Annotated in this window: 17 protein-coding genes and 1 tRNA gene; 12 read left to right on the top strand and 6 right to left on the bottom strand. The window is 42.9% G+C overall.

Annotated elements, in window-relative coordinates:
- Positions 1-171 precede the first annotated feature (171 nt).
- From BHV73_RS13750 to BHV73_RS13730, 5 genes are all read right to left on the bottom strand, one after another.
- Positions 172-1479 carry a phenylacetate--CoA ligase family protein gene (locus BHV73_RS13750; protein WP_022217720.1) on the bottom strand — a complete coding sequence of 436 codons (1308 nt, stop codon included), beginning with the start codon at positions 1477-1479 and terminating at the stop codon, positions 172-174.
- A gap of 18 nt (positions 1480-1497) precedes the next feature.
- Positions 1498-2079 (bottom strand): indolepyruvate oxidoreductase subunit beta, encoded by a 582-nt coding sequence (locus BHV73_RS13745; protein WP_009120647.1) that lies wholly within the window; start codon positions 2077-2079, stop codon positions 1498-1500.
- Positions 2080-2083: 4 nt separating this feature from the next.
- The gene (locus BHV73_RS13740; RefSeq protein WP_087413031.1) at positions 2084-3676 is read right to left on the bottom strand and encodes a thiamine pyrophosphate-dependent enzyme; all 1593 of its coding nucleotides are present in this window, start codon (positions 3674-3676) and stop codon (positions 2084-2086) included.
- A 77-nt stretch (positions 3677-3753) separates the two neighbouring features.
- Positions 3754-4791 (bottom strand): endolytic transglycosylase MltG, encoded by a 1038-nt coding sequence (gene mltG / locus BHV73_RS13735; RefSeq protein ID WP_087413030.1) that lies wholly within the window; start codon positions 4789-4791, stop codon positions 3754-3756.
- 145 nt (positions 4792-4936) lie between these two features.
- Positions 4937-5009 (bottom strand) — tRNA-Thr (locus BHV73_RS13730).
- Between the two features lie 359 nt (positions 5010-5368).
- On the opposite strand from BHV73_RS13730, the gene BHV73_RS13725 reads away from it, so the two are divergent.
- From BHV73_RS13725 to BHV73_RS13715, 3 genes are read left to right on the top strand one after another with little or no spacing between them, the layout of a single operon-like run.
- Positions 5369-7882, top strand: a complete 2514-nt coding sequence (locus BHV73_RS13725; RefSeq protein WP_087413029.1) for an SLBB domain-containing protein — start codon at positions 5369-5371, stop codon at positions 7880-7882.
- Positions 7883-7890: 8 nt separating this feature from the next.
- A complete protein-coding gene (locus BHV73_RS13720) occupies positions 7891-9003 on the top strand; it encodes a Wzz/FepE/Etk N-terminal domain-containing protein (protein ID WP_009120651.1) in 1113 nt (370 codons plus the stop codon).
- The gene (locus BHV73_RS13715; RefSeq protein WP_009120652.1) at positions 9000-9323 is read left to right on the top strand and encodes a UpxY family transcription antiterminator; all 324 of its coding nucleotides are present in this window, start codon (positions 9000-9002) and stop codon (positions 9321-9323) included. The genes BHV73_RS13720 and BHV73_RS13715 overlap by 4 nt, the downstream gene beginning before the upstream one ends.
- A gap of 84 nt (positions 9324-9407) precedes the next feature.
- On the opposite strand, the gene BHV73_RS13710 is transcribed toward BHV73_RS13715, so the two are convergent.
- Positions 9408-10616 carry an ROK family transcriptional regulator gene (locus tag BHV73_RS13710; RefSeq protein WP_009120653.1) on the bottom strand — a complete coding sequence of 403 codons (1209 nt, stop codon included), beginning with the start codon at positions 10614-10616 and terminating at the stop codon, positions 9408-9410.
- A 149-nt stretch (positions 10617-10765) separates the two neighbouring features.
- Here BHV73_RS13710 and BHV73_RS13705 point away from each other — a divergent pair, with 149 nt between their 5' ends.
- The 9 genes from BHV73_RS13705 (at position 10766) to BHV73_RS13665 (ending at position 24343) form a co-directional block, all read left to right on the top strand.
- Positions 10766-11212: a NanQ anomerase/TabA/YiaL family protein gene (locus BHV73_RS13705; RefSeq protein ID WP_009120654.1), complete on the top strand. Its 447-nt coding sequence runs from the start codon at positions 10766-10768 to the stop codon at positions 11210-11212.
- Between the two features lie 215 nt (positions 11213-11427).
- Positions 11428-12663: an MFS transporter gene (locus BHV73_RS13700; RefSeq protein ID WP_009120655.1), complete on the top strand. Its 1236-nt coding sequence runs from the start codon at positions 11428-11430 to the stop codon at positions 12661-12663.
- Positions 12664-12696: 33 nt separating this feature from the next.
- Positions 12697-13614, top strand: coding sequence for a dihydrodipicolinate synthase family protein (locus tag BHV73_RS13695; protein WP_009120656.1), 918 nt, complete (start codon positions 12697-12699; stop codon positions 13612-13614).
- 13 nt (positions 13615-13627) lie between these two features.
- Entirely contained in the window at positions 13628-14803 is a 1176-nt protein-coding gene (locus BHV73_RS13690; protein ID WP_022218376.1) for an AGE family epimerase/isomerase, read from the top strand.
- 34 nt (positions 14804-14837) lie between these two features.
- Positions 14838-16001 carry a sialidase family protein gene (locus BHV73_RS13685; protein WP_009120658.1) on the top strand — a complete coding sequence of 388 codons (1164 nt, stop codon included), beginning with the start codon at positions 14838-14840 and terminating at the stop codon, positions 15999-16001.
- A gap of 10 nt (positions 16002-16011) precedes the next feature.
- Complete coding sequence (locus tag BHV73_RS13680) at positions 16012-17310, top strand: sialidase family protein (RefSeq protein WP_286738593.1); 1299 nt, start codon at positions 16012-16014, stop codon at positions 17308-17310.
- Positions 17311-17366: 56 nt separating this feature from the next.
- Positions 17367-20603, top strand: coding sequence for a SusC/RagA family TonB-linked outer membrane protein (locus BHV73_RS13675; protein ID WP_286738591.1), 3237 nt, complete (start codon positions 17367-17369; stop codon positions 20601-20603).
- 37 nt (positions 20604-20640) lie between these two features.
- Positions 20641-22191: a RagB/SusD family nutrient uptake outer membrane protein gene (locus tag BHV73_RS13670; protein ID WP_009120661.1), complete on the top strand. Its 1551-nt coding sequence runs from the start codon at positions 20641-20643 to the stop codon at positions 22189-22191.
- A 61-nt stretch (positions 22192-22252) separates the two neighbouring features.
- Positions 22253-24343, top strand: coding sequence for a fimbrillin family protein (locus BHV73_RS13665; RefSeq protein ID WP_009120662.1), 2091 nt, complete (start codon positions 22253-22255; stop codon positions 24341-24343).
- The last annotated feature ends 231 nt before the right edge of the window (positions 24344-24574 follow it).

Below are 24574 nucleotides of genomic sequence, written 5' to 3'. Positions count from 1 at the left end.
CACTCAAATCATGTCATACGGAGTTTCATCACATCATCGGTGCGGCTTTCTATAAAAGAGGAACGGTAATCTTGGTTGACTACCGTTCCTCTTTCTTTTTTTGCTTTTGCCGCGGTACTTTCCGCATTGTTAATATTGTAGTATAATAACGCGGAAAGTATTGGCAAAATGTTATTTATTGTCTCGTAAGTCTTTTACTCTGACGGCTTTTCCTTCGCTTTGAGGCAGGGAGCCTTTCTTGACGAGTTTCACTTTAGGAGTGACAAGGATTTCATCTTTCAGCTGACGGGAGATGGCTTTGCGTATTTTCTCCAGTTCTATATAGTTGTCTGTAGATAAATCGCTGAGTTCCACTTCTACAATCATTTCATCCTGATTGTTGATGGTTTCCAAAGTAATGAGGTAGTTGCTGCCCAGTTCGGGGAACTGTACCAATACCTTTTCCACCTGCATGGGGAAGATGTTGACGCCCTTGATGATAAACATATCGTCACTGCGGCCTTTGATACGGTCGATACGAAGGTGTGTACGTCCGCAAGGGCATTTGCCGGGAAGTATGCGGGTGAGGTCGCGTGTGCGGTAGCGTATCAGCGGCATCATTTCACGGTCGAGGGTGGTCAGTACCAATTCCCCGATTTCGCCGTCGGGAACGGGTTCGCCGGTTTCGGGATTGATGATTTCAACCAGATAGCAGTCTTCCCAGAAGTGCATGCCGTTTTGTTCGGCACACTCAAAGGCGACGCCGGGGCCGTTCATCTCGGTCATTCCGAAACTGTTATAAGCTTTGACGCCTAATATCCGTTCAATCTTCTTGCGTTGTTCGTCCGTATGCGGTTCGGCTCCGATGACAAGCGTCTTCAGTGTGGTCGATGCCGGGTCGATACCTTCTTCCTGAAATACTTCCGCCAAACGTATGGCATAGCTGGGGATGGCATGCAGGGCGGTGGTTTTGAAATCCATGATGAATTTGATTTGCCGCTTGCTGTTACCGGCCGCTGCGGGTACGGTCAGCGCCCCGAGGCGTTCGGCTCCGTATTGAAAACCTAATCCGCCGGTAAACATACCGTATCCGGAGCTGTTTTGGAACACATCGGTTTTACGGATGCCGACTGTGTACAGGCAGCGTGCCACGAGATTCGCCCAAGAGTCCAGGTCGTGCCGGGAATGGACAATGACGGTAGGGGTACCTGTGGTTCCGCTGGAAGAGTGGATGCGTACGCCGTCTTCGTGCATATTACCTGCCACAAGTCCGAAAGGATAGTTGGCGCGCATGTCCGCTTTGGTGGTGAACGGGATTTTCCGGATATCTTCTACCGACCGGATACTGTCCGCCGTAATACCGTGTTCTTGAAATACTTGTTTGTAATAGGGAGAATTTGCAGCAATACCGATTGTCTTTTTAAGCCGCTGAAGTTGCAGTTCACGCAACTTCTCACGCGGCATGGTTTCTATCTCTTCTTCCCAGTATTTGTCGTTCATGGTTATTGAAATTTGGATTTACATCAGGTTTTCTGCGATTTCCTTACCGGCAGCCAGCGCTTTGAGGTTCAATTCTACAATAGCTTCGCCTTTACGCTGGAAGATGTCGCGAATGCTGTCTTGTACTTTCTGGTAATCAATGCCGAGGAACGGAATGGTAGCTCCCAGCAACACGATGTTGGCTACGCGGGGAGAACCTGTTTCTTTGGCTACTTCGTTTACGTTCAGCACAATCTTGTGAGGAAGCTTGTCAAGTTCGGCCTTGAGCGCTTCTTCGGCAGGATAGCGGGGAATATTGATGAAAGGAGCCTCGTTGGTTACCAGCCAACCTTCGGGACTGAGGTAGGGGAGATAACGCAACGCTTCCATCGGTTCCAGGGATATGATAAGGTCGCATTTGCCCGTAGGGATGAGGTCGGAAGCGATGGGGCGGTCGCTGATGCGAAGGTTGGACTGTACGTCGCCGCCTCGCTGGCTCATTCCGTGTACTTCGGCTTGTTTCATGTATAACCCGTCTTTCAGGGCTGCCTGGCCGATTACGGTGGCGATAGAGAGGATACCTTGTCCACCTACGCCGGAAAGTATAATGTCTTTTTTCATGGTTTTACTTGTTTCGTTTCTTACGTGCTAAGGTTTGAATACATTCTCTTCGGGGGATAATGACGGATACTCCGCGGAACTCGATTTCTTCCCGGATGATTTGTCTCATTTCCTCGTAGTTCTTCTTCAATGGAACTACCACGCGGATGTGTTCCGGTGCTACGCCGATACCTGCGCAGATAGCTTCGAGGCGGCCTGTTCCGGCTGAATCTTGTCCGCCGGTCATGGCAGTGGTTTCGTTGTCGGAGATTACGATGGTGACGTTGGCGTTCTCATTTACGCAGTCCAGTAATCCTGTCATGCCGGAGTGGGTGAATGTGGAGTCGCCGATAACGGCAACCGCAGGATGTACTCCCGCATCCGAGGCGCCTTTGGCCATTGTAATGGAAGCTCCCATGTCTACGCAGGAATTGATGGCGTTGAAAGGAGCGTTGGCTCCTAAAGTGTAACAGCCGATATCGCTGAATACCTTATGACCGGGATATTCTGCACGCAGAATTTCGGTGAGTACGGTATACATGTCGCGGTGTCCGCAACCTTCGCACAAGGCGGGCGGGCGCATTTCCACGAGTGACGGAACTGCGAATTCGGCTTTGTTTTCTTTGCCTAAGGCGCGTGCTACGCTGTCCGGATTCAATTCTCCGTCTTGTGACAGTGTGCCGTCCAAGCGTCCTTTGACTTGTACGCCGATACCGAGATAGCCTTTCAGTTGTTTTTCTACAAACGGCTGCCCGTCTTCCAGTACGAGTATTTCATCACAGGCTTCTACAAGTTGCGTCAATTGTTTCTTGGGAAGCGGGTATTGACCGATTTTTAATACCGGATATTCGCAGCCTTCGGGGTAGTTCTCCATGAGGTAATTGTATCCGATACCGCAAGCTATGACGCCGAGTTTTTTGTTAGGGCCGTCAATATACTTATTGTATGGTGAATTCTCCGATGCTTTGATGAATTCGTCCTGGCGCTGCAATAGCTGTTTGTAGCGTTTGCGGGCATTGCCGGGAAGCAGGATGAACTGGCGAGGGTCATCGCTGAAAGAGATTTCGTTCTGGGGCTGTTGCGCTTTCCGCTCCACGCCGGAACGGGAGTGTGCCAAACGGGTCACCATGCGCATCAGCAGAGGTTCGCCGGTTTGCTCGGAAAAGGCAAATCCGTTGTAAACCATATCGTAGGCTTCTTGCTGGTTGCTCGGTTCATACATCGGAATTAAAGCGAAGTCGCCATAGAATCGGCTATCTTGTTCGTTTTGTGATGAATGCATGCTGGGGTCGTCGGCTGCAATGACGATTGTGCCGCCTTTAACGCCGGTAATGGCGGAATTGATAAAACAGTCGGCAGCCACATTCATGCCTACATGTTTCATGCAGACCAGTGAACGCTTTCCTGCGAACGACATTCCTAAGGCTGCTTCCATAGCGGTCTTTTCGTTGGAACACCAGCGGTTGTGGATACCTTTTTCGGCAGTAATCGGCGCTGTTTGAATATATTCGGTAATCTCCGTCGAAGGAGTGCCCGGATAGGCGTATACACCGGAAAGTCCGGCGTCTAATGCAGCTTGTGCAATGGCTTCATCGCCAAGTAAGAGTTGCTTGCTCATTTTTTATTGTTTAAGTGTTAGTCACGGTTTAAATAATAATCGCAAATATAGCTTTTTGCTTTTATTTTATTATAATATTAATTGAAAATCTTTCTTTCGTTTAATGCTTTCCAGTATTTTCTTGCATTTTTCATGTGGTCGGCATAGTTGGACGCAAAGTTGTGAGTGCCGGAAAAATCTTCTTTGGCGCACATGTAAATATAGTTGTGTCTGGTGTAGTTCAATACCGCATCCAGACCTATGGGAGAGGGAATGCGGATGGGACCGGGCGGCAAACCGGGGTTGCGGTAAGTGTTGTAGGGCGAATCGATAGCGAGATGCGCATTGGAGATCCGACGCAGGCCGAAGTCTTGCAGGGCAAACTTTATGGTAGGGTCGGCTTGAAGCGGCATTCCGGTGTGCAGGCGGTTGATGTACAGGCCTGCAACCATGGGCTTCTCCGGGTTATTATTGGTTTCTTCTTCGACGATGGAAGCAAGGGTACATACTTCTTCCGGGGTCATACCGATGGCTTGGGCTTTGTTACGCCGTTCTTGGTTCCAGAATTTTTGGTGTTCTTTCTGCATCCGCTTAAAGAAGTCGTCTACGCTCATATCCCAATATACCTGGTAGGTTTCGGGAATAAAAAGGCAGGCTATCGTCTCTTTTTCGTATCCCAGTCGTTGCCGGAACAGCGAGTCGTTCATTACTGCGGCTATTTCGGCGGAGTCAATCATCAGTTGTTTGCCTACGCTGCGTGCAAGTTTATCCAGGGTACGTACGCTTCCTATTGTCAGATTCATAGGCTCTTGGTAACCTCTGTAGAAGCGGCTGAATACATGATATACGTTTTCGCCGGGACGTATCGCGTAGCGTCCGGTGTGGATGTTGAGAGGGTAATCGCGCCATTGGGACATCCATTTGAAGCCGATGAAACTGTTGGGATTTCCTTGTGCTTTCACCTTATTATATATGGAGTCTGCCGTATCGTCACGGTCTACGTAGATATAAGTTGTCTTTTGCGGATGAAATTGCGGGGCGAGCAAATAGTAATACACTGTTCCTGCGCCTGCAATGCCTATGAGCAGAATGAATGCCAGCGCTCCGAGAAGGATTCTTTTTTTCTTCTTGTCCATATTATCTTGATTGTTTTTGAGTTGGGCAAAGTTAGCAAGATTTTGGAATAAAGAGAATGCTTCTATTGTTTTATTCGTGAGGGATAGAGCAGGGCTTCGTGGGAAAAATAAAAAGACCGATATGATTAATATCGGTCTTCCGTCGAGCCGCTAGCCAGACTTGAACTGGCGACCTACGCGTTACGAATGCGTTGCTCTACCAACTGAGCTATAGCGGCAATAGTATTTCTTTACGGGGTGCAAAGGTACATCTTTATTTGAATTTGCAAAAAGATTTGCTCGATTTTTTAGAAATATTTCCGGTGAGCTGCCTTTCTTTAATATGAGAAGTTACCGAACACGTTGCGGTTGTAGCGCATGAAGTAAAAACATTTAACCTCGTTGGGATGATGGGATAAACGGCTTCTCCGGTAAGTGACAGCCATATGGAAACCCCGGCTGTATTGAGGAAAGGAATTAATTCTTTTTCCGAAACTTCAGAATGAAATAAATGTATATTATGAAAATAAAGTATTACCTTTGTCCCCAATTAAAAAACATTACTAGATAACTAAAAGATTAATCAAATATCTTACTTATGCGCAAATTTATACTATTGTGTTTGTTGATGTTTACAGTGTCAAGTGTGGTATTTGCCCAACAAATGACGGATGAACAAGTCATTCTGTATGTGCAAGAGGCTCAGAGTCAGGGGAAGACACAGCAACAAATGTTGGTTGAATTGATGAAGAAAGGAGTCACGAAAGAGCAAATCCAGCGAATACAGTCTAAATATTCAGGTAAATCGGACGGTAGCGCCGGGGATGATGCTGACTTCATGGGAGAGGCAAGTTCCCGCTTGCGTACGCAGAAAACTTACGAAAATAAAAATAAGAATATCTCCCAGGATGAGTCCGGTTTGGATGAGCTTAACTCTAAAAAACAAAGCATTAAGGGTTTGCGGGCAAAAGCCAGCCAGCAAGGCAGCGGTTATGGAATGGGGCTGAATGGCAGTGAACAAACCGGGTATAATAACCTGGACGCTATGGAAGTCGATCCTACCCAACAGATTTTCGGGCATAATATCTTTGATAACGAGTATCTTACTTTTGAACCTAATATAAATGTAGCGACTCCGAGCAATTATCGTCTGGGTGCAGGCGATGAGGTTATCATCGACGTTTGGGGAGCTTCCCAGAATACGATTCGTGAAACAATCGCGCCTGAAGGTACTGTGCAAATCGAGAATCTGGGCCCGGTTTATCTGAGTGGAAAGACCGTAAAGGAAGCCAATGATTATTTGAAGCGTGAGTTCGCTAAAATATATGCCGGTGTTACGGGGGAAACTCCCAATACCCAAATAAAATTGACATTGGGTGAAATCCGTTCCATTCAGGTGAACGTTATGGGTGAGGTTGCCGTGCCGGGTACTTATACGCTTTCTTCATTCGCGTCCGTTTTCCATGCTTTGTATTGGGCGGGCGGAGTGAATAAAATCGGCAGTCTTCGCAGTATAAAGGTGATACGCGACGGAAAGACGGTTGCCGATTTGGATATCTATGATTTTATCATGGAAGGTCGGTTGAAAGATGATATCCGTTTGCAGGACGGTGATGTGATTCTCGTTAATCCCTACCAGACATTGGTTCAGATATTGGGTAAGGTAAAACGCCCCATGTATTATGAGATGAAGCCTACGGAAACAATCGGCACTTTGCTGAGATATGCCGGTGGATTTACGGGCGATGCATATAAAAAAGCTATCCGTCTTGTACGTAAGAGCGGACGTGAACATCAGATTTTCAATGTGGACGAAATGGATTATTCGGTATTCCGTCTTGAGGATGGCGATGTACTTACCGTGGATTCGGTTCTCAATCGTTTCGAAAATCGTGTGGAGATTCGCGGTGCTGTTTATCGTGAAGGTCTGTATCAGTTGAGCGGAGAGGTAAATACCGTGAAGCAATTGATAAAGAAAGCGGAAGGCGTACGTGGGGACGCTTTCTTAAATCGCGCCGTAATCAATCGTGAGCATGAGGATTTGACTCGTGAGGTGATTTCAATAGACCTGAAAGGCTTGTTGAAAGGTGTGGTTGCGGATATTCCTTTGCAGAAGAATGATATACTTTATATTCCCAGCATTCAGGATTTGAGAGAAGATCCTACGGTGACTATTCACGGTGAGGTTGCAGATCCGGGTACTTATCTTTATGCGGATAAGATGACCATTGAGGACTTGGTGCTGCAATCCGGCGGTTTGCTTGAGGCAGCTTCGACAACTAAAATAGATGTTTCACGACGCATCAAGTCTCCTAAGAGTACGGATGACAGTAATGTGGTCGGTCAGACTTTTACATTTGATTTGAAAGACGGTTTGCTGATAGGTGAGGGAAGCGAGAACTTCTATTTGGAACCTTTTGATGAAGTTTATGTCCGTAAAAGCCCCGCTTATCGCAAGCAGAAGAATGTGGGGATAATAGGCGAGGCGTTGTTTACCGGTACTTACGCTTTGTCCAAGAAGAACGAACGTTTGAGTGACTTGGTCGCTAAAGCCGGCGGGGTTACGTCCGATGCTTATGTAAGAGGTGCCCGTCTCATTCGTAAAATGTCAGAAGAAGAACTTCGCAGAAAGGAAGATGCTACCCGTATGGCTGTAAAGGTTGGTGCCGATTCAACTACTTTATATGTATATACGGTAGGTATTCACTTGGATGAAGCTCTGAAGAATCCGGGGTCGGATTATGATATGGTACTGCGTGAGGGAGATATATTGTTTATCCCTGAATATGTAAGTACTGTAAAAATCAATGGCGCCGTGATGTATCCTAACACGGTGCTGTATAAAGAAGGTGAAAACAGCCGCTTCTATATCAATCAGGCCGGCGGATATGCAACGAATGCCAAGAAGCGCGACGCTTTTGTGGTTTACATGAATGGTACCGTATCCCGCATACGCTCCGGAAGTAAAACGGCAATCGAGCCGGGATGCGAGATTATAGTTCCGAGCAAAGACCCGAGCAAGCGTATGAGTGTGGCTGAAATGGTAGGTATGGGTACTTCTGTTGCCACTTTGGGTACTATGATTGCTACTTTGGTTAATCTCTTTAAGTAATAAAGACAATGAGCGAAGGTAAAATACAAGAAACTCCGCAGAAACCGGAGGAACAGGAAATTGATTTGATAGAATTGGCTCAGAAAGTATGGGCTGAACGCAAAATGCTCTATAAGGTATGTGGTATTGCCGCAGTGATAGGGCTGATTGTGGGGTTCAGTATTCCTAAAGAATATTCTACGGAGGTGACGTTAGCTCCCGAAAGCGCCAGTAAAATGAATGCCGGAAGCATGGGAGCATTGGCTGCCATGGCCGGAATCAATTTAGGTGGTGCTTCTGCCGGAGAGGATGCCTTGTCACCCGAATTGTATCCTGATATTGTCAAGTCGACTCCTTTTCTGTTGGAGCTGTTTGATGTAAAGGTCAAAGATCAAAAAGGAAAAATCGACACGACTTTATACGCTTATCTGGATAAATACCAACGTTCATCATGGATGGGTACTGTGGTATCTGCGCCATTCAAGGCTTTGGGGTGGACATTGTCTTTGTTTAAGGATAAACCGGAGAAAAAAGAAGGAAAAATCGATCCGTTCCGTTTAACATTGGACGAAACAAGGGTAGCGGAGGCTTTGAGTAAACGTATTTTGGTTACGATTGATAAGAAAACCGGAGTTACGACTTTAGAGGTTACCATGCAGGATCCTTTGATTTCCGCTTCGCTGACCGATACCGTCATGCGTTGTTTGCAGAATTATATCACAGATTACCGTACCAATAAAGCCCGTCATGATTTAGCTTTTACTGAAAAACTTTATAACGAAGCAAAAGCTGATTATCAGAACGCTCAGAAAAAATATGCTACTTTCGCAGATGCTAATCAGAATGTGGTTCTGTTAAGCTATCGTGCCGAGCAGGAGCGTTTGAAGAATGAGGTGGAGTTGGCGTATACCGTTTATACGCAGGTTTCCGGACAATTGCAAATGGCAAGAGCCAAGGTGCAGGAGATTACTCCGGTATATACGGTTGTACAACCGGCTACGGTACCGTTACGTGCCGCCAAACCTAATAAGATTATGATTCTTATAGGCTTTGTATTCTTGGCGGGAGTAGGTTGTGTCGGTTGGATATTATTTGTGAAGGATTTATTTAAGGATTGGAGAAAAGCAAATAAGGCGATATGATGACTAATAATAATATGAGTCGTTGGTGTGCTCTGCATACAGCACCAAAATCGGAGCGTAAATTGATGCAGCGTTTGAATGCAGCAGGATATACAGCATTTTGTCCTATGCAGATTGTATTCAAGAAGTGGAAAGGACAAACCAAAGAAGTGTTTGCGCCTCTTTTCCCCGGTTGTGTTTTTGTTGAAGAGACAACCGGCGTAGCATCCTTTGTCGCTTCACAGCATGCGGCTCTTTTGGTAGATGCTGAGGGAAAGTATCTGTCTGTTTGTGCCGATAAGGCTGAATTACCAGCTAAGTTTGTGCATTTGCTGAAATAGTCATTACGCCATTACTAAAGGGAAAAACTAAAGAAAAAAGATAACCTTCTATTCTACGCTAGGGAAAGAGTAGAAGGTTATATTTTAATATTCGAACATCCGGCTTCGTGCCAGCATGCAAGCACCTACAATTCCTGCCCTGTCTTTTAGTTTTGAAACTGTAATAACAGAATCCTGATTTACGAGGTTTAGCGAATATTTTCTTATTGCTGTCTTAATAGGCTGGGCTATATAGTCATCGGTTAATGATAGGGTTCCGCCAATAATAACCAATTCAGGATTAAATATATTGATTAATCCTGCAATTTGTTTACCTAGCTTCTGTCCGATTTCCTCTACAATTTCAATACACAGCAAATCTTCTTTGTTTACGGCAGAAATAATTTCGTCCAATGTAAGCGGAAGCTCTTGGTTGTTTGCCCGACCGGACAGTATGGAACACTCGCCTTTTTTAATGCGTTCTTGTAAAATTCTATATATCGCGGAACCGGATGCTTCTGTTTCCAGGCATCCTTTTTTGCCACAGTGACACAGTATTTCGTTATCAAAAACATTGATATGTCCGAATTCTCCGGAGAAACCTGATTTTCCGGTGTATATTTTACCGTCTATGATAATTCCGATGCCAAGTCCCCAGCTTATATTGACGAATATAATGTTCTTTTCTCCTTTTACACAACCTTGCAAATATTCACCATAGGTCATGGCACGGGTATCATTATCAATACAGACTTGACATCCTATTTTGTCAGTTAGGACTTCTGCTAACGGACGCTCTGAGAAATTGAACTGACTGAAACTATATCCTGACTCAGGATTAACTCGTCCGGATATGTTGATATTGATATTTAATATTTTCTCTGTATTGACTTTTGTTTTCTTTATGAAAGAACTGATAAGTCTGCATAGCTCTTCCATGGCTTCCGGTGTATTTTCAAATTTGTAGGGAATATTCATCTTCAATTCCATCATATCACCTTTGAAATTAATCAAGCCGATGTTGACAGCAAACTTTTTGATATCTACGCCGATAAAGTATCCGGATTCCGGATTAAGGCCATATAAACTTGGATGTCGCCCACCACTGGTTTCTAATTTACCGTAATCATTGATATATCCGTCTTCGCACATCTCGCTGATAAATTTGGTAACGGTAGGTATACTTAGGTCTAATTCTTTGGATAGGTCGGTAATGGTAGAACTGCCATTATATATATAATGTGTAATAATTCTCTTTTTTACGAGAGCACTTTTGCTTCCTAACTCTATTTCCTTTAAAAGTTGCTGTCTCATGTCTTCTACTGATTGAATTTCTACAAAGATAATAAATTTAGCTTTATATTTTATATATACTAAAATAATTTATTAATATCTCCCGTGTAATTAAATTAATTTCTATATTTGCCTCGGAATTTTCATATATAACTAAAAAAACAGCGAAAATGATTGTATCGAATTTACAGAATAGCAGTAGGGTAGAGGTGCTCCACCCTTTGTTTAAAACTCTTTTTGACTATGTAAAAAGCCATGATTTGCTTCATGCGGAATTAGGACGTATTGATATTGACGGTGATAATTTATTTATTATGAATATCAATCCTGAATGTGTTGCACAAGCTAAACAAGTGTTGGAAGTCCATCGTGCTTATATTGATGTACATATTCTTTTGCAAGGTATAGAAAGAATTGGATGGAAGGCTTTTGAAGATGTAAATCAGGAAGTTAAGCCTTATGAGAAAGAAGGAGATTGTGCCTTGTATTCAGACTGTTCAACTACATGGGTCGATTTATATCCAGGCCAGTTTATGATTGTATATCCGGAGGATCCTCATGCGCCTATAATTGGTCAAGGGAAAATTCGTAAGCTAATAGCTAAAGTGAAGATTTGAAAAATAATTGGTATTAGATTAGTGGGGTAAAAAGCATGACGTAAGTTGAATGCAATTCATTCTCTTGCGCTATTTTTATTTATATTTATTTGTTATCTATATGTTTTTAATTAATGTCTTGTGTTTAATAAAATAATTTATTAAATATTTTGTATATAATAAAATGATTGATATATTTGCATCAAAATAAATTAATATAGCTTTAACTAAAGATTATGAAAAACAAAAATCTGTATCCTTGGGTAGTAGTTGCTTTATTATGGGTGGTTGCTCTACTCAATTACATGGATCGCCAAATGCTCTCTACTATGCAGGAGGCTATGAAGGTTGATATTGTAGAATTGAATAAAGCGGAAGCCTTTGGAGCTCTAATGGCTATCTTTCTATGGATTTACGGTTTTATGAGCCCAGTTGCCGGTATGATTGCTGACCGTTTCAGTCGTAAGTGGTTGGTTGTCGGAAGTTTGTTTGTTTGGTCCGCTGTCACTTATTTGATGGGATATGCTGATAATTTTCACGAATTATATTGGCTTCGTGCAGTGATGGGAATTAGTGAAGCGCTTTATATACCTTCTGCCTTATCTCTTATTGCTGATTGGCATCAAGGTAAATCCCGTTCATTGGCTATTGGGATACATATGACCGGACTTTATGTAGGGCAAGCTATCGGTGGATTTGGCGCTACGGTGGCGGCTATCTTTTCTTGGCATTCCACGTTTCATTGGTTCGGTATCATAGGTATTGTGTATTCATTGATTTTGGTTGTTACATTGCGTGAAAATCCGGCCCATGCTTTGGTAAAAGAGACGCCAATAGCATCGGGAGAAAAGAAACCGTCTTTATTTAGCGGGCTTAGTGTACTTTTTTCTACTTGGGCTTTCTGGATTATCCTTTTCTATTTTGCAGCTCCGAGTCTTCCCGGTTGGGCGACTAAAAACTGGTTACCGACATTATTCTCCGAAAGTTTGAATATTCCTATGTCTGAAGCCGGTCCGATCTCTACTATAACAATCGCTTTTTCTTCGTTTATCGGGGTTATCGTAGGAGGTATTTTATCTGACCGGTGGGTACAAAAAAATATCAGAGGGCGTGTTTATACGGGGGCTATCGGATTAGGGTTGACGATTCCTGCGTTAATGCTGCTGGGTTTTGGACACAGCTTTGCAGCTGTTATTGGTGCCGGACTGCTTTTCGGAATAGGTTTTGGTATTTTCGATGCTAATAATATGCCTATCCTTTGTCAGTTCGTCTCGGCAAAACATCGTGGTACCGCCTATGGTATTATGAATATGACAGGTGTATTTGCCGGTGCCGCCGTTACCGAGTTATTAGGAAAATGGACCGATGGAGGAAACTTGGGACAAGGATTTGCCATGCTCAGTATTATAGTACTGGTAGCGTTGGCTTTGCAACTTTACTTTCTTCGTCCTCAGACAGACAATATGGAATAATAATAACATTAATGATATTAAGAAATAAAAAGTATGGAAAAGATTATTGGTTTGATTGATGCGCCTTTCACTCCGTTTTATGAAAATGGAGAAGTAAACTATGAACCTATTGAAGCCTATGCAAAAATGTTGCAGAAAAATGGCCTTCAAGGAGTATTCATTAATGGTTCTTCCGGTGAAGGATATATGTTGACTGAAGAAGAGCGTATGAAACTTGCCGAGCGTTGGGTATCTGTTGCGCCGGCAGGATTTAAGGTAATTGTTCACGTTGGGAGCTGCTGCGTCAAAGCGAGCCGTATGTTGGCGGAGCATGCGCAGAAAATCGGAGCTACAGCTATTGGAGCAATGGCTCCACCGTTTCCTAAAATTGGTCGTGTGGAAGAATTGGTAAAGTATATTGAAGAAATTGCAGCGGGTGCTCCCGAACTTCCGTTCTATTATTATCATATTCCCGCTTTCAACGGTGCTTTCCTGCCTATGGTTAAGTTATTGGAAGCGGTTGATGGGCGAGTACCTAATTTCGCCGGCATTAAATATACTTTCGAGAGTATGTACGAATACAATCAGTGCCGTCTTTATAAGAATGGTAAGTACGATATGCTCCACGGTCAGGATGAAACGATTCTTCCCTGTTTGGCAATGGGAGGTGCGCAGGGTGGCATTGGCGGTACTACCAATTATAATGGAAAGGAACTGGTAGGTATCATTGATGCCTGGAAGGCCGGTGACCTTGAATTGGCGCGTGAACGTCAGAACTTCTCGCAAGAAGTGATTAATGTTATTTGCCATTTCCGTGGAAATATAGTGGGAGGTAAGCGTATAATGAAGCTTATCGGTCTAGACCTAGGTAAGAATCGTACTCCTTTCCAAAATATGACCGATGAGGAAGAATGCCAGATGAAAGCAGAGCTTGAGGCTATTCATTTCTTTGAACGTTGCAATAAATTCTAAAATCTGATAAACTATGAATGTAACGGATTATTTAACCTCATGGTCAGCATCCTATCGACATGATTTCACTGAGAATATTATGCCTTTTTGGATGCGCTACGGTCTTGACCGTAAGCATGGCGGAGTATATACTTGTATTGATCGTGATGGCCGTTTAATGGACACTACGAAATCTGTATGGTTTCAGGGACGTTTTGGGTTTATTGCAGCCTATGCTTATAATAACATAGAACAGAATCCGGAATGGCTTGCGGCTTCTAAGAGTTGTATAGACTTTATAGAAAAGCACTGTTTTGATGCTGACGGACATATGTACTTTGAGGTTACTGAAAACGGTACTCCTTTGCGTAAACGTCGCTATGTGTTTTCCGAGTGTTTTGCCGTCATTGCCATGTCAGAATACGCCATTGCATCAGGAGATAAAACTTATGCAGAAAAGGCTTTAGCTCTTTTCAAACGTATACAAAGGTTTCTTTCCACCCCCGGTTTTCTGGAGCCCAAGTATCTGCCTGCACTACAGGCTCGAGGACATTCCATTACGATGATTCTCATCAATACGGCTTCTCGTGTCCGTGCTGCTATTTCCGATCCGATACTCGACACACAAATTGATGAATCGCTTGCGGCTATCCGAAAGTACTTTATTCATCCCGAGTTTAAAGCATTGCTTGAAATGGTGGGAAAAGATGGAGAGTTCATTGATACCTGTAACGGGCGTGTCATTAACCCGGGGCATTGTATCGAGACTTCCTGGTTCATTTTAGAAGAAGCCCGCTATCGCGACTGGGATAAAGATTTGGTACGAACGGCTCTTCAGATTCTCGACTGGTCTTGGGAATGGGGATGGGATAAAGAATATGGCGGTATAATAAACTTCCGGGACTGTCGTAATTTCCCCGCACAGGATTATTCCCAGGATATGAAATTCTGGTGGCCGCAGACCGAAGCTGTTATTGCCACTCTTTATGCTTATCAGGCAACTCACGATGAAAAATACCTTGCCATGCATAAGCAGATAAGTGATTGGACGTATGCTCATTTCCCTGATAGGGAATATGGTGAGTGGTATGGTTATCTGCACCGTGACGGCACGGTGGCCCAACCTGCCAAAGGTAATCTGTTTAAGGGTCCTTTCCATATACCTCGAATGATGATTCGTAGTTATATGCTGTGTCAGGAACTGCTGTAAGTGATGTTTGTATTTTCATTTATAAAAATATCATATGCACATATTGAAGAATCTATTCATAGTAGTTTTTTTATCTTTTCTTTTCTCAATTAAAGGAGAAGCGCAAACAACAGAACAATCAGATTTCTCCGGACTGAAGAAGTGTACTGTCTTTTCTGCCGGGGATGATAATGTGAACAGCTATCGTATTCCCTCACTGTTGACAACCAAAGATGGTACTTTGCTTGTTTTTTGTGAGGCGCGTAGAGATAGTTGGCGGGATAAAAGCCGTACGGATATTGTAGTGAAGCGAAGCGAGGATACAGGAAAAACATGGTCTGTTATGCAAGATTTGACACAAGGTATTACCGGTGCTTATATGGATCCTACTCCGATTCTTGATTCGATTACCGGACGCATCTTTTTATTTACAACTTTTTGGCCGTCGGAAGACCATTCCGGAACAAAGAATCGTGCTATTCTTATCACTTCGGATGATAATGGAAAAACTTGGTCTTCGCCTGTGGATGTTACATCTACGATTATTCCAGCAGGCTATCATATTGTCGGTTTTGGTCCGGGAGCAGGTTTACAGATGTCGGGAAAACAGTTTAAGGAACGATTGGTTTTACCGACCCGTGTAGTTGATTCCGAAAGAAAAAGTGCTCATAACGTAGCAATCTATTCCGATAATCATGGCCGGACATGGACAATGGGTGGTAAAGGCGATACCGGTGATGAATTTCAAATAGCCGAATCTCCTGCCGGAACATTGGTTTACAATGCTCGCATACCGGGAGCGCGTATGGTGGCATATAGCGCTGACGGTGGGGGTACTTGGAGCAAAGCGGTAAAAGAACCGGCACTACCGGGTGTTTCTAAAGGATGTCAGGCGAGCGTTTTGGGACAAGGAAGACAACTCTATTTTTCTGGTATCAGAGGAAAAGCTGAAACACCGGAATATGATGAACGCGTAGGTCTGGCTTTGTATAAAAGCTGCGATGGCGGGAAGACATGGAACGATGGAATTCAATTATATGATGAAGCTTCAGGCTATAGTTGTATGTCCTTCTTGCCGGACGGCAGAATGGCGATTATATTTGAAACGGCAGATACTCCTGGATTTACCCGTAAATCATTGCCCGGTATCAAACCTCTCAAGCGTCCGGCCGGTTGGATGAGACTGGACTTGCTTATACTACCTATTATTAATCTTTAATTTTATATTTATGAAAAACTTTTTTTATACTATGAGTATCGTTATGAGCTTGCTTGTTTTTACAGCTTGTTCAGATGATAGTGTCAATGATTTTTCACCTGTGCCCTATCCGGATGAGATGGAACAAGAAGAACCGACACCCGATCCGACACCTGACCCGGACGATCCGACACCTGCTCCTGATGCGGATCCGGTGTGGAAAGTAACTTCAACGACTACTGTATTTAATTCTAAAGTAAGTACTGACGTTTCTTATCGTGTGCCTGCGGTGGCAGTTACAAAAGCCGGTACGATACTTGTTTTTTGTGAAACTCGTTATGGTACTTGGATGGATAAATCGGGACGTACGGATATTTTTATGAAGCGTAGTACGGATAAGGGAGCTACCTGGACAGAAAAGAATATAACAGAGCAAGCCGTTTCTTCAGAACTCTCTTACATGGACCCGACAGTTGTGGTTGACCAGACTACCGGAAAGATTTTCCTTTTTACTTCTTTATGGGATGCAGTTGGTAAACCTTCTGCTCAACAAGGCTATAATAACAGAGCTATCATGTATACCTCTGAAGATGATGGTGTAACCTGGACAAGGAAAGATCTCACGGATGAAGTGCAGATTGGTATATATAGTGGTTTTACAAGAATGATTGGCAGCTTTGGTCCCGGTTCCGGTGTACAAATGACAAATGAGATGTATAAGGACCGTTTGATTGTTCCTATGCGTTCATTTAAGGTCGATGCGGATAAAGGAACTGTTTCTAATGGTGGAAATACCGCTATGTATTCAGATGATCATGGTGTTACCTGGCAAACAGGTCAGCCTAATAAATCGGGTGAGTGGACGGTTACTGAGGCTCCTGACGGTGCATTGATTGGCAATATTCGATATAATGGATATCGGCAAAACTATTATAGTACAGATGGTGGTGCCAAGTGGCCGGGATTCTCGGATTATCCGGCATCACAATTACCAACTCCGGAGAAAGGTTGTGCAGGAAGTGTGATAGTGAAAGATAACTGGCTGTACTATTGTGGAGCAAAAGGAATCACCGCTACCAGTTCACACGATGACCGTGGTATCCTATATCTTGCCAAAGCAAAATTCTTTGACGGACATTCGCATACATTTAATGCTGCAGATCATATGGTGCTTTATGATAAAGCAGCGGGATATACTTGTATGGCATTGATGCCTGATGGTGATTTGGTTATTGTTGCGGAACTTGGCGATTTACCCGGATTTACAAAAACTTCAACCAGACCGGAAGGCTGGATAAGATTGGATTTGTTTATATTATCTTCTAAATAACCTGTTTTTTTGATATGAGAAAAATACACTTAAAGAGCTGTCAGAAAGTAATTCTCATGGCAGTGGTAATGCTTTGTTCCTTGAGCAGCTTGTATGCGCAAGTAGGACAGACAGTGACAGGTGTTGTAAAGGACACTGAAGGAGAACCGCTGATTGGCGTTTCTGTATTGGAAATTGGCACATCCAATGGTGCCATTACTAATCTGGATGGACAATATACGTTAACTCTGACAAAAAACAAATCGGTATTGGCTTTTTCTTACATAGGCTATACTAAACAGGAGATTTCTGTCAGTGGGCGTAAAAGTATTATTGTTGTAATGAAAGAAGATGCTGTAGGATTGCAAGAAGTTATCGTTACGGGTTACGGAAAAACCGTAACTAAAGATAAGTTGACGGCTGCTATTTCTAAAGTTTCTTCTGAAGTGTTGGAGAGGGGGGTACGTGCCAATCCGTTGACGGCTTTGGCCGGTACTGTTACAGGTGTACGTGTTACGCAGACTTCCGGTCAGCCGGGAACGGGACCTTCTATTCAAGTTCGTGCCGGTGCTTCTTTGGACGGTAAAGGTAGTCCGCTATATATTATTGATGGTGTACAAAAGGATGATATGAACGATATTAATAGTAATGATATTGCGTCTATCGAAATTTTGAAAGATGCCGCTGCAACGGCGCTTTATGGTGCCCGTGCCAACAATGGTGTAGTATTGGTGACCACCAAGAGCGGTCATGTCGGTAAAACTACTATCACTTTGAATGTAAACGTAGGTAAAGGTTTTGCCCGCGATAATTATAATTTCCTGAATGCCCGTGATTATCTGTATTGGGAACGTATGGCTGCAAATCGTAGTGGAGATGATCTGAATCTTGTTAACGGTTGGGGTACGGGAAATGATATTACGGCCGATGGCAATCAGACAGCCAGTGGTATTTACAGTACTACAATTCTGACCGATAAGAATAAATATTTGTTGGATTACGGTTGGCAGTCTATGAAAGACCCTGTTACCGATAACTATTTGTTGTTTAAGGAAACCAATATGCGTGATTTGAATATGCAGGACGCTTGGACGCAAGATTACAATATTTCTTTCTCGGGTGGTAATGAAAAAGGAAAGTATTATTCAAGTATTGGATATTATGATGAAACAGGTTTCCCATTAGAATCCGGTTATGAACGTTTATCTTTCAATTTGAATGGTGAATACAAAATTAAGAATTGGTTGAAAGCTTCCGGCTTCGTAAACTTTTCTCGTTCCGAAACGAATCCCAACTATATGAGCGATGCCAATTTCTGGAGTGTGGTACCTGCTGTTCCACCTACTTTTAAAGGTGCCAACATGGATGGAACGGTTATTAAATTAATCAATAATACTCAGAATGCCAACTGGAATGAGATGAAGAACTATTACTATCGTAGAAATACGGCTTATAAGACTACCTTGGGAACTTCATTCCAAATAGACCTTATGAAAGGGCTGAGCTTGAAAATGAGTGGTATGTGGTATCTTCACATGGTTGAAAAAGAATCTTTCAACAAGGAACTTCCGAATGGTCCGGGTAAGGTAGATTCCAACCGAAAGGCTTCTGCCGATTATGCACGTCGTTTGGATCAGACCTATAATGCCATATTGAACTATAATGCTTCTTTTGGCAATCATAACATCAGTGCCGTAGGTGGTTTTGAAATGATAGATAAATATAATTTCGGTCTTAAAGCGTCCGGTCAGGGAGCGACTTCCGATGATTTTATCGGACTGCAGTTTACAGAGCCTTTGGATGCTAATGGAAAATCCACTCGTAATATGTCTACTACTCACACACAAGAACGTATTATGTCCGGTTTCATCAATGCATCCTATGACTATAAGAGCAAATATTTGTTCTCTTTCTCCGGACGTTATGACGGTTATTCCAAGTTGGTGGACAACCGTTGGGGATTCTTCCCGGGTGTAAGCGCTGCATGGAATGTGTATCGTGAAGAATTTATGGAAAAATATCTGGATATATTCTCTAATATGAAGTTACGTATGGGATATGGACAGAATGGTAATGTAAATGGTATCGGGTTGTATGAGTTGCAGGGAAGTTACGCCAATGCCGGTAATTATAATGGTGTTTATGGTTTATTGATAAATGACATCGCTTACCCCGGATTACGTTGGGAAAAGACAACTTCTTTTGATGCGGCAATTGAGTTAGGTTTGTTCAATAAGGTAGATCTCAGTGCAGGTTACTTCAATAAGAAAACTACCGATTTGATAGCTGATGTACCCTTGTCTGCTTCATCCGGTGTGGGCTCTATGAAAACCAACAACGGTGCGGTACGCAGCCAGGGTATGGAATTGGAAGTGAATTATCGTATTTTCGATCGTAAAGATTTTAAGTGGAATGTAGGTGCCAATATTACGTTTGTTAAGTCTAAAGTGCTGAAATTGCCTGATAACGGTAATGAAAACAACCGTCAAGGCGGTACAGAGGTCTACAAAGGTAAAGGAAGCAATGAAACAGTGTGGAGAGGCGGTACACAGGAAGGACAATCTTATGGCGATATTTATGGTTTTAAGATGACACATGTTGTTCGTGATGAGGCAGACCTTGCAAACTATGCTTATTACGTAGACAAGGTTCCTTCTCAGCCTGTATACGGTCCGGCGGCCTATGCCCAGTTAACTGTTGAACAGCAGAGAAATGCCCAGCAACTTGCTCCCGGTGATGCTGTATGGTACGATGTAAATGGTGACGGTATCATCGATACGCACGACCAGGTAAAGCTTGGTAACTCCATACCTAAGTGGATGGGTGGTTTTAATACTTCTGCTTCCTGGAAAGGACTGACACTTTTTGCCCGTTTCGACTATGCGCTGGGATATAAGAAGTGGAATAGCGGTTATCAATATTTCATGGGAATTACGTCCGGTTCCTTTAATGTGCCGGAGCTCGCTAAAGAAACATGGACAGAGGATAATCCTACTGCAGGATTGCCGGTATTAATGACTAATGATACTAATTTTAAGAAAAACTATACTCGTAGTACTTCTTTATTCTGGGAAAATGCTGCTTACCTGTGTGCTCGTGAAATCTCCTTGAGTTATGATTTGCCTTCCCAGTGGACAAAGAAAGCAATGATGGAGAAGGTAACGGTAACGCTCACCGGGCAGAATCTGTTCTATGTGACGAGCAACAATCTCTATACTCCCGAGTATGATTCCGCAAATAATACCAAGGATGACGGTAAGGGCGGATATGCCTTGCCGAAGACTGTCTTGATGGGAATAAAGGTTGTGTTCTAACTTTACTAATATTTAAATCATAAAGAAAGATAGTATTATGAAAAAAATAAAATACATATTCTTGATATTGTTGATAGGAGCCATACAGTCATGCGATTACCTGGAATTAAGCCCGGTAGACTCCTATGGTATCAGTAATTATTGGAGTACAAAAGACCAGGTGGAACGTTATGTTCGAGGTTTACACTATCGTCTTCGCGAACGCCAGGAGGTATTTTTCAAGATGGGCGAACTCAGAGGGGGAACATTTGTGGGAGCGAGTTCCTCTCTTTTCAACCAATCTATCAGCGATGTTGCGGCAGTGAATAATAACCTGACGGTAACCAATTCCGTTATTACCAACTGGGGTAATTTCTATATGGATATTATGCAGATTAACCATGCTATTCAGTCGGTTCCCGGTACCGGTGCTTTGAACGAGACCGAAAAGAATTACTATATGGGTATACTGCATGGGTTGAGAAGTTTTTATTACTTCCATCTGTTCCGTACTTATGGTGGGGTACCGTTGATAGAGACGGCACGTGTGATGGATGGTAGCTTTACTCCCGCCGATTTGAATCAGCCTCGTGCCACAGAAGAGGAAATTTACACTTTCTTGGTGAAGGATATAAAAGCATCGGACGATTATTTTGAGAAAGACGAATATACAATTAATTCCACGGACAAAAGCTCTTATTGGAGTAAAGCGGCAACAAAAATGCTTAAAGCCGAGATTCTGCTGTGGGGATGTAAGGTGAGACCGATTGGCGGTGCTAATGTTTACTCTAAGGATGTGTCTGCCGATTTGACTGCCGCCAAGCAAGCATTACAAGACGTTATAGATTCGGAGAAGTATGGCTTTGCCTCTACAACAAGCTTTGCGGATGTATTTGATGTTGCCAAAAAGGATAATAAGGAAATGATATTTGTAATCCGTTATCTTTTGAACGAAAAAGAAAATTTCTTCAGTAAATTTTTATACCCTACAAATACCAATCTGGTAGGTTTTCAAGATGCTGACGGTAAAGCGTACACTGGAGATAATGTGAATCCTTTGAATCTGAATGGTACCGCTTCTAATTTTCAATATACCAAAGCTCTCTTTGATGAGTTCGGTGAAGATGATATTCGCCGTAGCACTACATTTTTTGATGTGTATAAAATAGAGGGTGGCGATGCGGCTATTCTTTTGACGAAGTTTATGGGTGAAATGGATAATAATACCCGTCGTTTTACTAATGACTGGCCTATTTATCGCTATGCGGATTTACAATTGCTGTTAGCTGAAATAGTGGCTATGCAAGGCGGTGATCCTGCTACTTACATCAATAGTATTCGCCAGCGTGCTTATGGTGATGCTTATGTTACTCATAAATATCCGCAGACAGGTGAAACGGCTGAAGATGCCATTTTGGAAGAACGCACGAAAGAATTTGTCGGTGAGGGTAAACATTGGTATGACATTCGCCGTATGAAAGACGGTGATTTGGCTAAGGCTCTTCAAATCAACGTTACGGGCGACTTGGTAGAGAAACATTTGTTGTGGCCTATTGATGCGACCGTAATGTCTAAAGATCCTCAGGTAGAACAAACACCCGGTTATTAAACTGTGGGTCGGGTGAAAGTGAGTTTATTATAATTCATTAGAAAAATTAAATCATAAGAAGATGAAAAAGCAATATACATTTCTGGTCTTAGGACTCTGCGCAGGGCTTCTTACTACCGCATGCAGTGACGACGACTATACAAATGACTTTACACGGCCGGCAGGAGGGAATCAGATTTTCTTCAATTGTCAGTCACAACTGGATGAAAATAATAAGGTAATTTGGGCGGCAGACAGTAAAATCGGTTTCTTCTGCGAACAGACAGAAACCGTTAATCTGGCTGTAGGTCTTGCAGCTCCTTTCGTAGGGCAGACTGAAGGTCTGTTCTACACACAGGTAATATGGAATAAAGAGGCGGGTGATCATACTTTCTATGTATACGCACCGTATAACAAGAATAATACTTCCGCAAAAGCTATTGCCGGAACATTAAGTAATTCGCAGTTGCAGTCGGGTACGGCTAATACTCATTTGATGAGTAGTGCTTTGACTTACGCCACGGCTACTTCTGCCGAAGTAGAAACCGCCGTACCCATGACTTTCAAGCATGCGTTAGGGTATATGGATGTCAGTTGTAAAACAGCTGCGAAGTATGCAGGCTGGAAGATAAAGTCCATTGAATTCTCTACGGAAGACGGAGTTCCTTTGGCGGGTGAGTATAAATTCGATTTGACTACAGGGCAGTTTGCTATTGCCGAAGGTTCTTCCAAAGTACAGGTAAAAGTGGATAATGCTCCGGAATTAGTACAGAATGAAGCCTTTCACGGATATATGTCTATAAATCCTTTGGACTTGTCGGCAAAGCAATGCAAAGTAACGGTAGTGATAGAAAAGGCAGGAGAAGATAACGATTTAAGCTTGGAAGGTAATCTTTCTTCTGTGAAGATTCTTGCAGGCGAATTTAATACTCTGGAAGTAGATATGGATGCGCTTACAGAAACTGTGCTGGGTGATAATTCTGTTGATTTGAGTGCAAATGAAACCGCGAACTGCTACATAGCGGGAAAGGCCGGACAAGAATATCGTTTCAATGCTACGGTTATGGGTAATGGAGCAGTAACTCCGGCAGGAACAAATACCACAACTTTTCCTGGCATAACTCCTTCTATATTAGCCCCGTCATCTGTGGCAATCTTATGGCAGAGTGCCAGGAGTTTAGTTTCAGGTGTGAAATTAAAAAACAATTATGTGTATTTCACACTGAATGGTTCTGATGAAACTCCATTAGTATCGGGTAATGCAGTCATTGCTGCATATGATGATACAGGTGCTGTTATTTGGAGTTGGCATATTTGGGTGACAGATGCAGACTTGGATGCAAAGGTACAAACTTATACAGTACATCAAAATTATGCTAATTTTGCAACCTATCAGTCACCTGTTATGATGGATCGTAATTTGGGTGCTACAAGTGCTGAATTGTGGAATTCTGATACAGATAGTAAAGATGCTCATGGATTATTTTATCAATGGGGGCGTAAAGATCCTCTTATTGGTCCAAGTTCGGAGAATGCCACTTCTATTGCTGTCGTTTATGATAAAGATAATAATACAATAGAACCAACGGATTGGGCTACTACCACTACTCCGATTACAAGAGATGATATAGCTAAATATCCTATGACTATTTATGGAGGTGCTTCTGGTATTTCAGAGAACTGGTTCGCAGAAGATGCTTGTGATTTGTGGGGTAGTTCTGTGATGTATGCGGTTGATGGAGCTGAAGGAAAAGGTGCCGGAGAAAAATCTATTTATGATCCATGTCCTCCTGGTTATCGTGTACCACATCCTTATGTATGGAGTACCTTTACCTCGGAACCTGGTGGTGGCAAGCATAAGACAGCAGGATTTACTACTACGATTGACGGTGGTATTAAAACTCTCCAAAATACAACTGGAGCGACTTTCAGTAGTACTTATGTTTATCCGGCTACTGGCTTTATAGCTTATACGGCTTCTTTTGCAACGGGACCAGCCTTGCAACGGTTATCCAAAGGATTGGCTAATGTGGGTATTAATAATTGGAGTAATGCAGCTAATGCAGCTAATCGTGGAGCTCGATTCTTTTTTGATAATGGCGGATGTAGTACTCCCGCTGGAAATCCTCGCGCTTATGGTTATTGTGTTCGTTGCATGAAAGATACTAAATAGCTATTAGCTCTTTAGAACGATGAGGCTGCCTCAACACTCGGAAATTGCTATAATAAAACTTTTCATTAGCTTTGCCGATAGCTTTTGGACAAGACATGGCAAAAGAGTATTGAGGCAGTTTTTCTTTTATCCTATGAAGAAAAAAGAGTTTCCCTGGCATGAAACAGAAAGTTTCATTTAGCGAAACAGTTTGTTTCCCGGTGTGGAACAAACTGTTTCTCCTGAGGAAAC

Origin of the sequence: Bacteroides sp. 44_46 (assembly GCF_001915465.1) — a bacterium.
Taxonomy (GTDB): Bacteria; Bacteroidota; Bacteroidia; order Bacteroidales; family Bacteroidaceae; genus Bacteroides; species Bacteroides clarus.
Note: the sequence above shows the minus strand (reverse complement) of the source record. Positions and strands in the feature narration are given on the sequence as shown.

What these genes read in the sequence shown, in the direction of transcription:
- mltG (WP_087413030.1), bottom strand. Translation starts at nt 4,791, where the DNA reads ATGGACAAGAAGAAAAAAAGAATCCTTCTCGGAGCGCTGGCATTCATT.
- BHV73_RS13725 (WP_087413029.1), top strand. Translation starts at nt 5,369, where the DNA reads ATGCGCAAATTTATACTATTGTGTTTGTTGATGTTTACAGTGTCAAGT.
- BHV73_RS13665 (WP_009120662.1), top strand. Translation starts at nt 22,253, where the DNA reads ATGAAAAAGCAATATACATTTCTGGTCTTAGGACTCTGCGCAGGGCTT.
- BHV73_RS13685 (WP_009120658.1), top strand. Translation starts at nt 14,838, where the DNA reads ATGCACATATTGAAGAATCTATTCATAGTAGTTTTTTTATCTTTTCTT.
- BHV73_RS13740 (WP_087413031.1), bottom strand. Translation starts at nt 3,676, where the DNA reads ATGAGCAAGCAACTCTTACTTGGCGATGAAGCCATTGCACAAGCTGCA.
- BHV73_RS13695 (WP_009120656.1), top strand. Translation starts at nt 12,697, where the DNA reads ATGGAAAAGATTATTGGTTTGATTGATGCGCCTTTCACTCCGTTTTAT.
- BHV73_RS13750 (WP_022217720.1), bottom strand. Translation starts at nt 1,479, where the DNA reads ATGAACGACAAATACTGGGAAGAAGAGATAGAAACCATGCCGCGTGAG.
- BHV73_RS13705 (WP_009120654.1), top strand. Translation starts at nt 10,766, where the DNA reads ATGATTGTATCGAATTTACAGAATAGCAGTAGGGTAGAGGTGCTCCAC.
- BHV73_RS13700 (WP_009120655.1), top strand. Translation starts at nt 11,428, where the DNA reads ATGAAAAACAAAAATCTGTATCCTTGGGTAGTAGTTGCTTTATTATGG.
- BHV73_RS13690 (WP_022218376.1), top strand. Translation starts at nt 13,628, where the DNA reads ATGAATGTAACGGATTATTTAACCTCATGGTCAGCATCCTATCGACAT.
- BHV73_RS13715 (WP_009120652.1), top strand. Translation starts at nt 9,000, where the DNA reads ATGATGACTAATAATAATATGAGTCGTTGGTGTGCTCTGCATACAGCA.
- BHV73_RS13670 (WP_009120661.1), top strand. Translation starts at nt 20,641, where the DNA reads ATGAAAAAAATAAAATACATATTCTTGATATTGTTGATAGGAGCCATA.
- BHV73_RS13675 (WP_286738591.1), top strand. Translation starts at nt 17,367, where the DNA reads ATGGCAGTGGTAATGCTTTGTTCCTTGAGCAGCTTGTATGCGCAAGTA.
- BHV73_RS13745 (WP_009120647.1), bottom strand. Translation starts at nt 2,079, where the DNA reads ATGAAAAAAGACATTATACTTTCCGGCGTAGGTGGACAAGGTATCCTC.
- BHV73_RS13720 (WP_009120651.1), top strand. Translation starts at nt 7,891, where the DNA reads ATGAGCGAAGGTAAAATACAAGAAACTCCGCAGAAACCGGAGGAACAG.
- BHV73_RS13710 (WP_009120653.1), bottom strand. Translation starts at nt 10,616, where the DNA reads ATGAGACAGCAACTTTTAAAGGAAATAGAGTTAGGAAGCAAAAGTGCT.
- BHV73_RS13680 (WP_286738593.1), top strand. Translation starts at nt 16,012, where the DNA reads ATGAAAAACTTTTTTTATACTATGAGTATCGTTATGAGCTTGCTTGTT.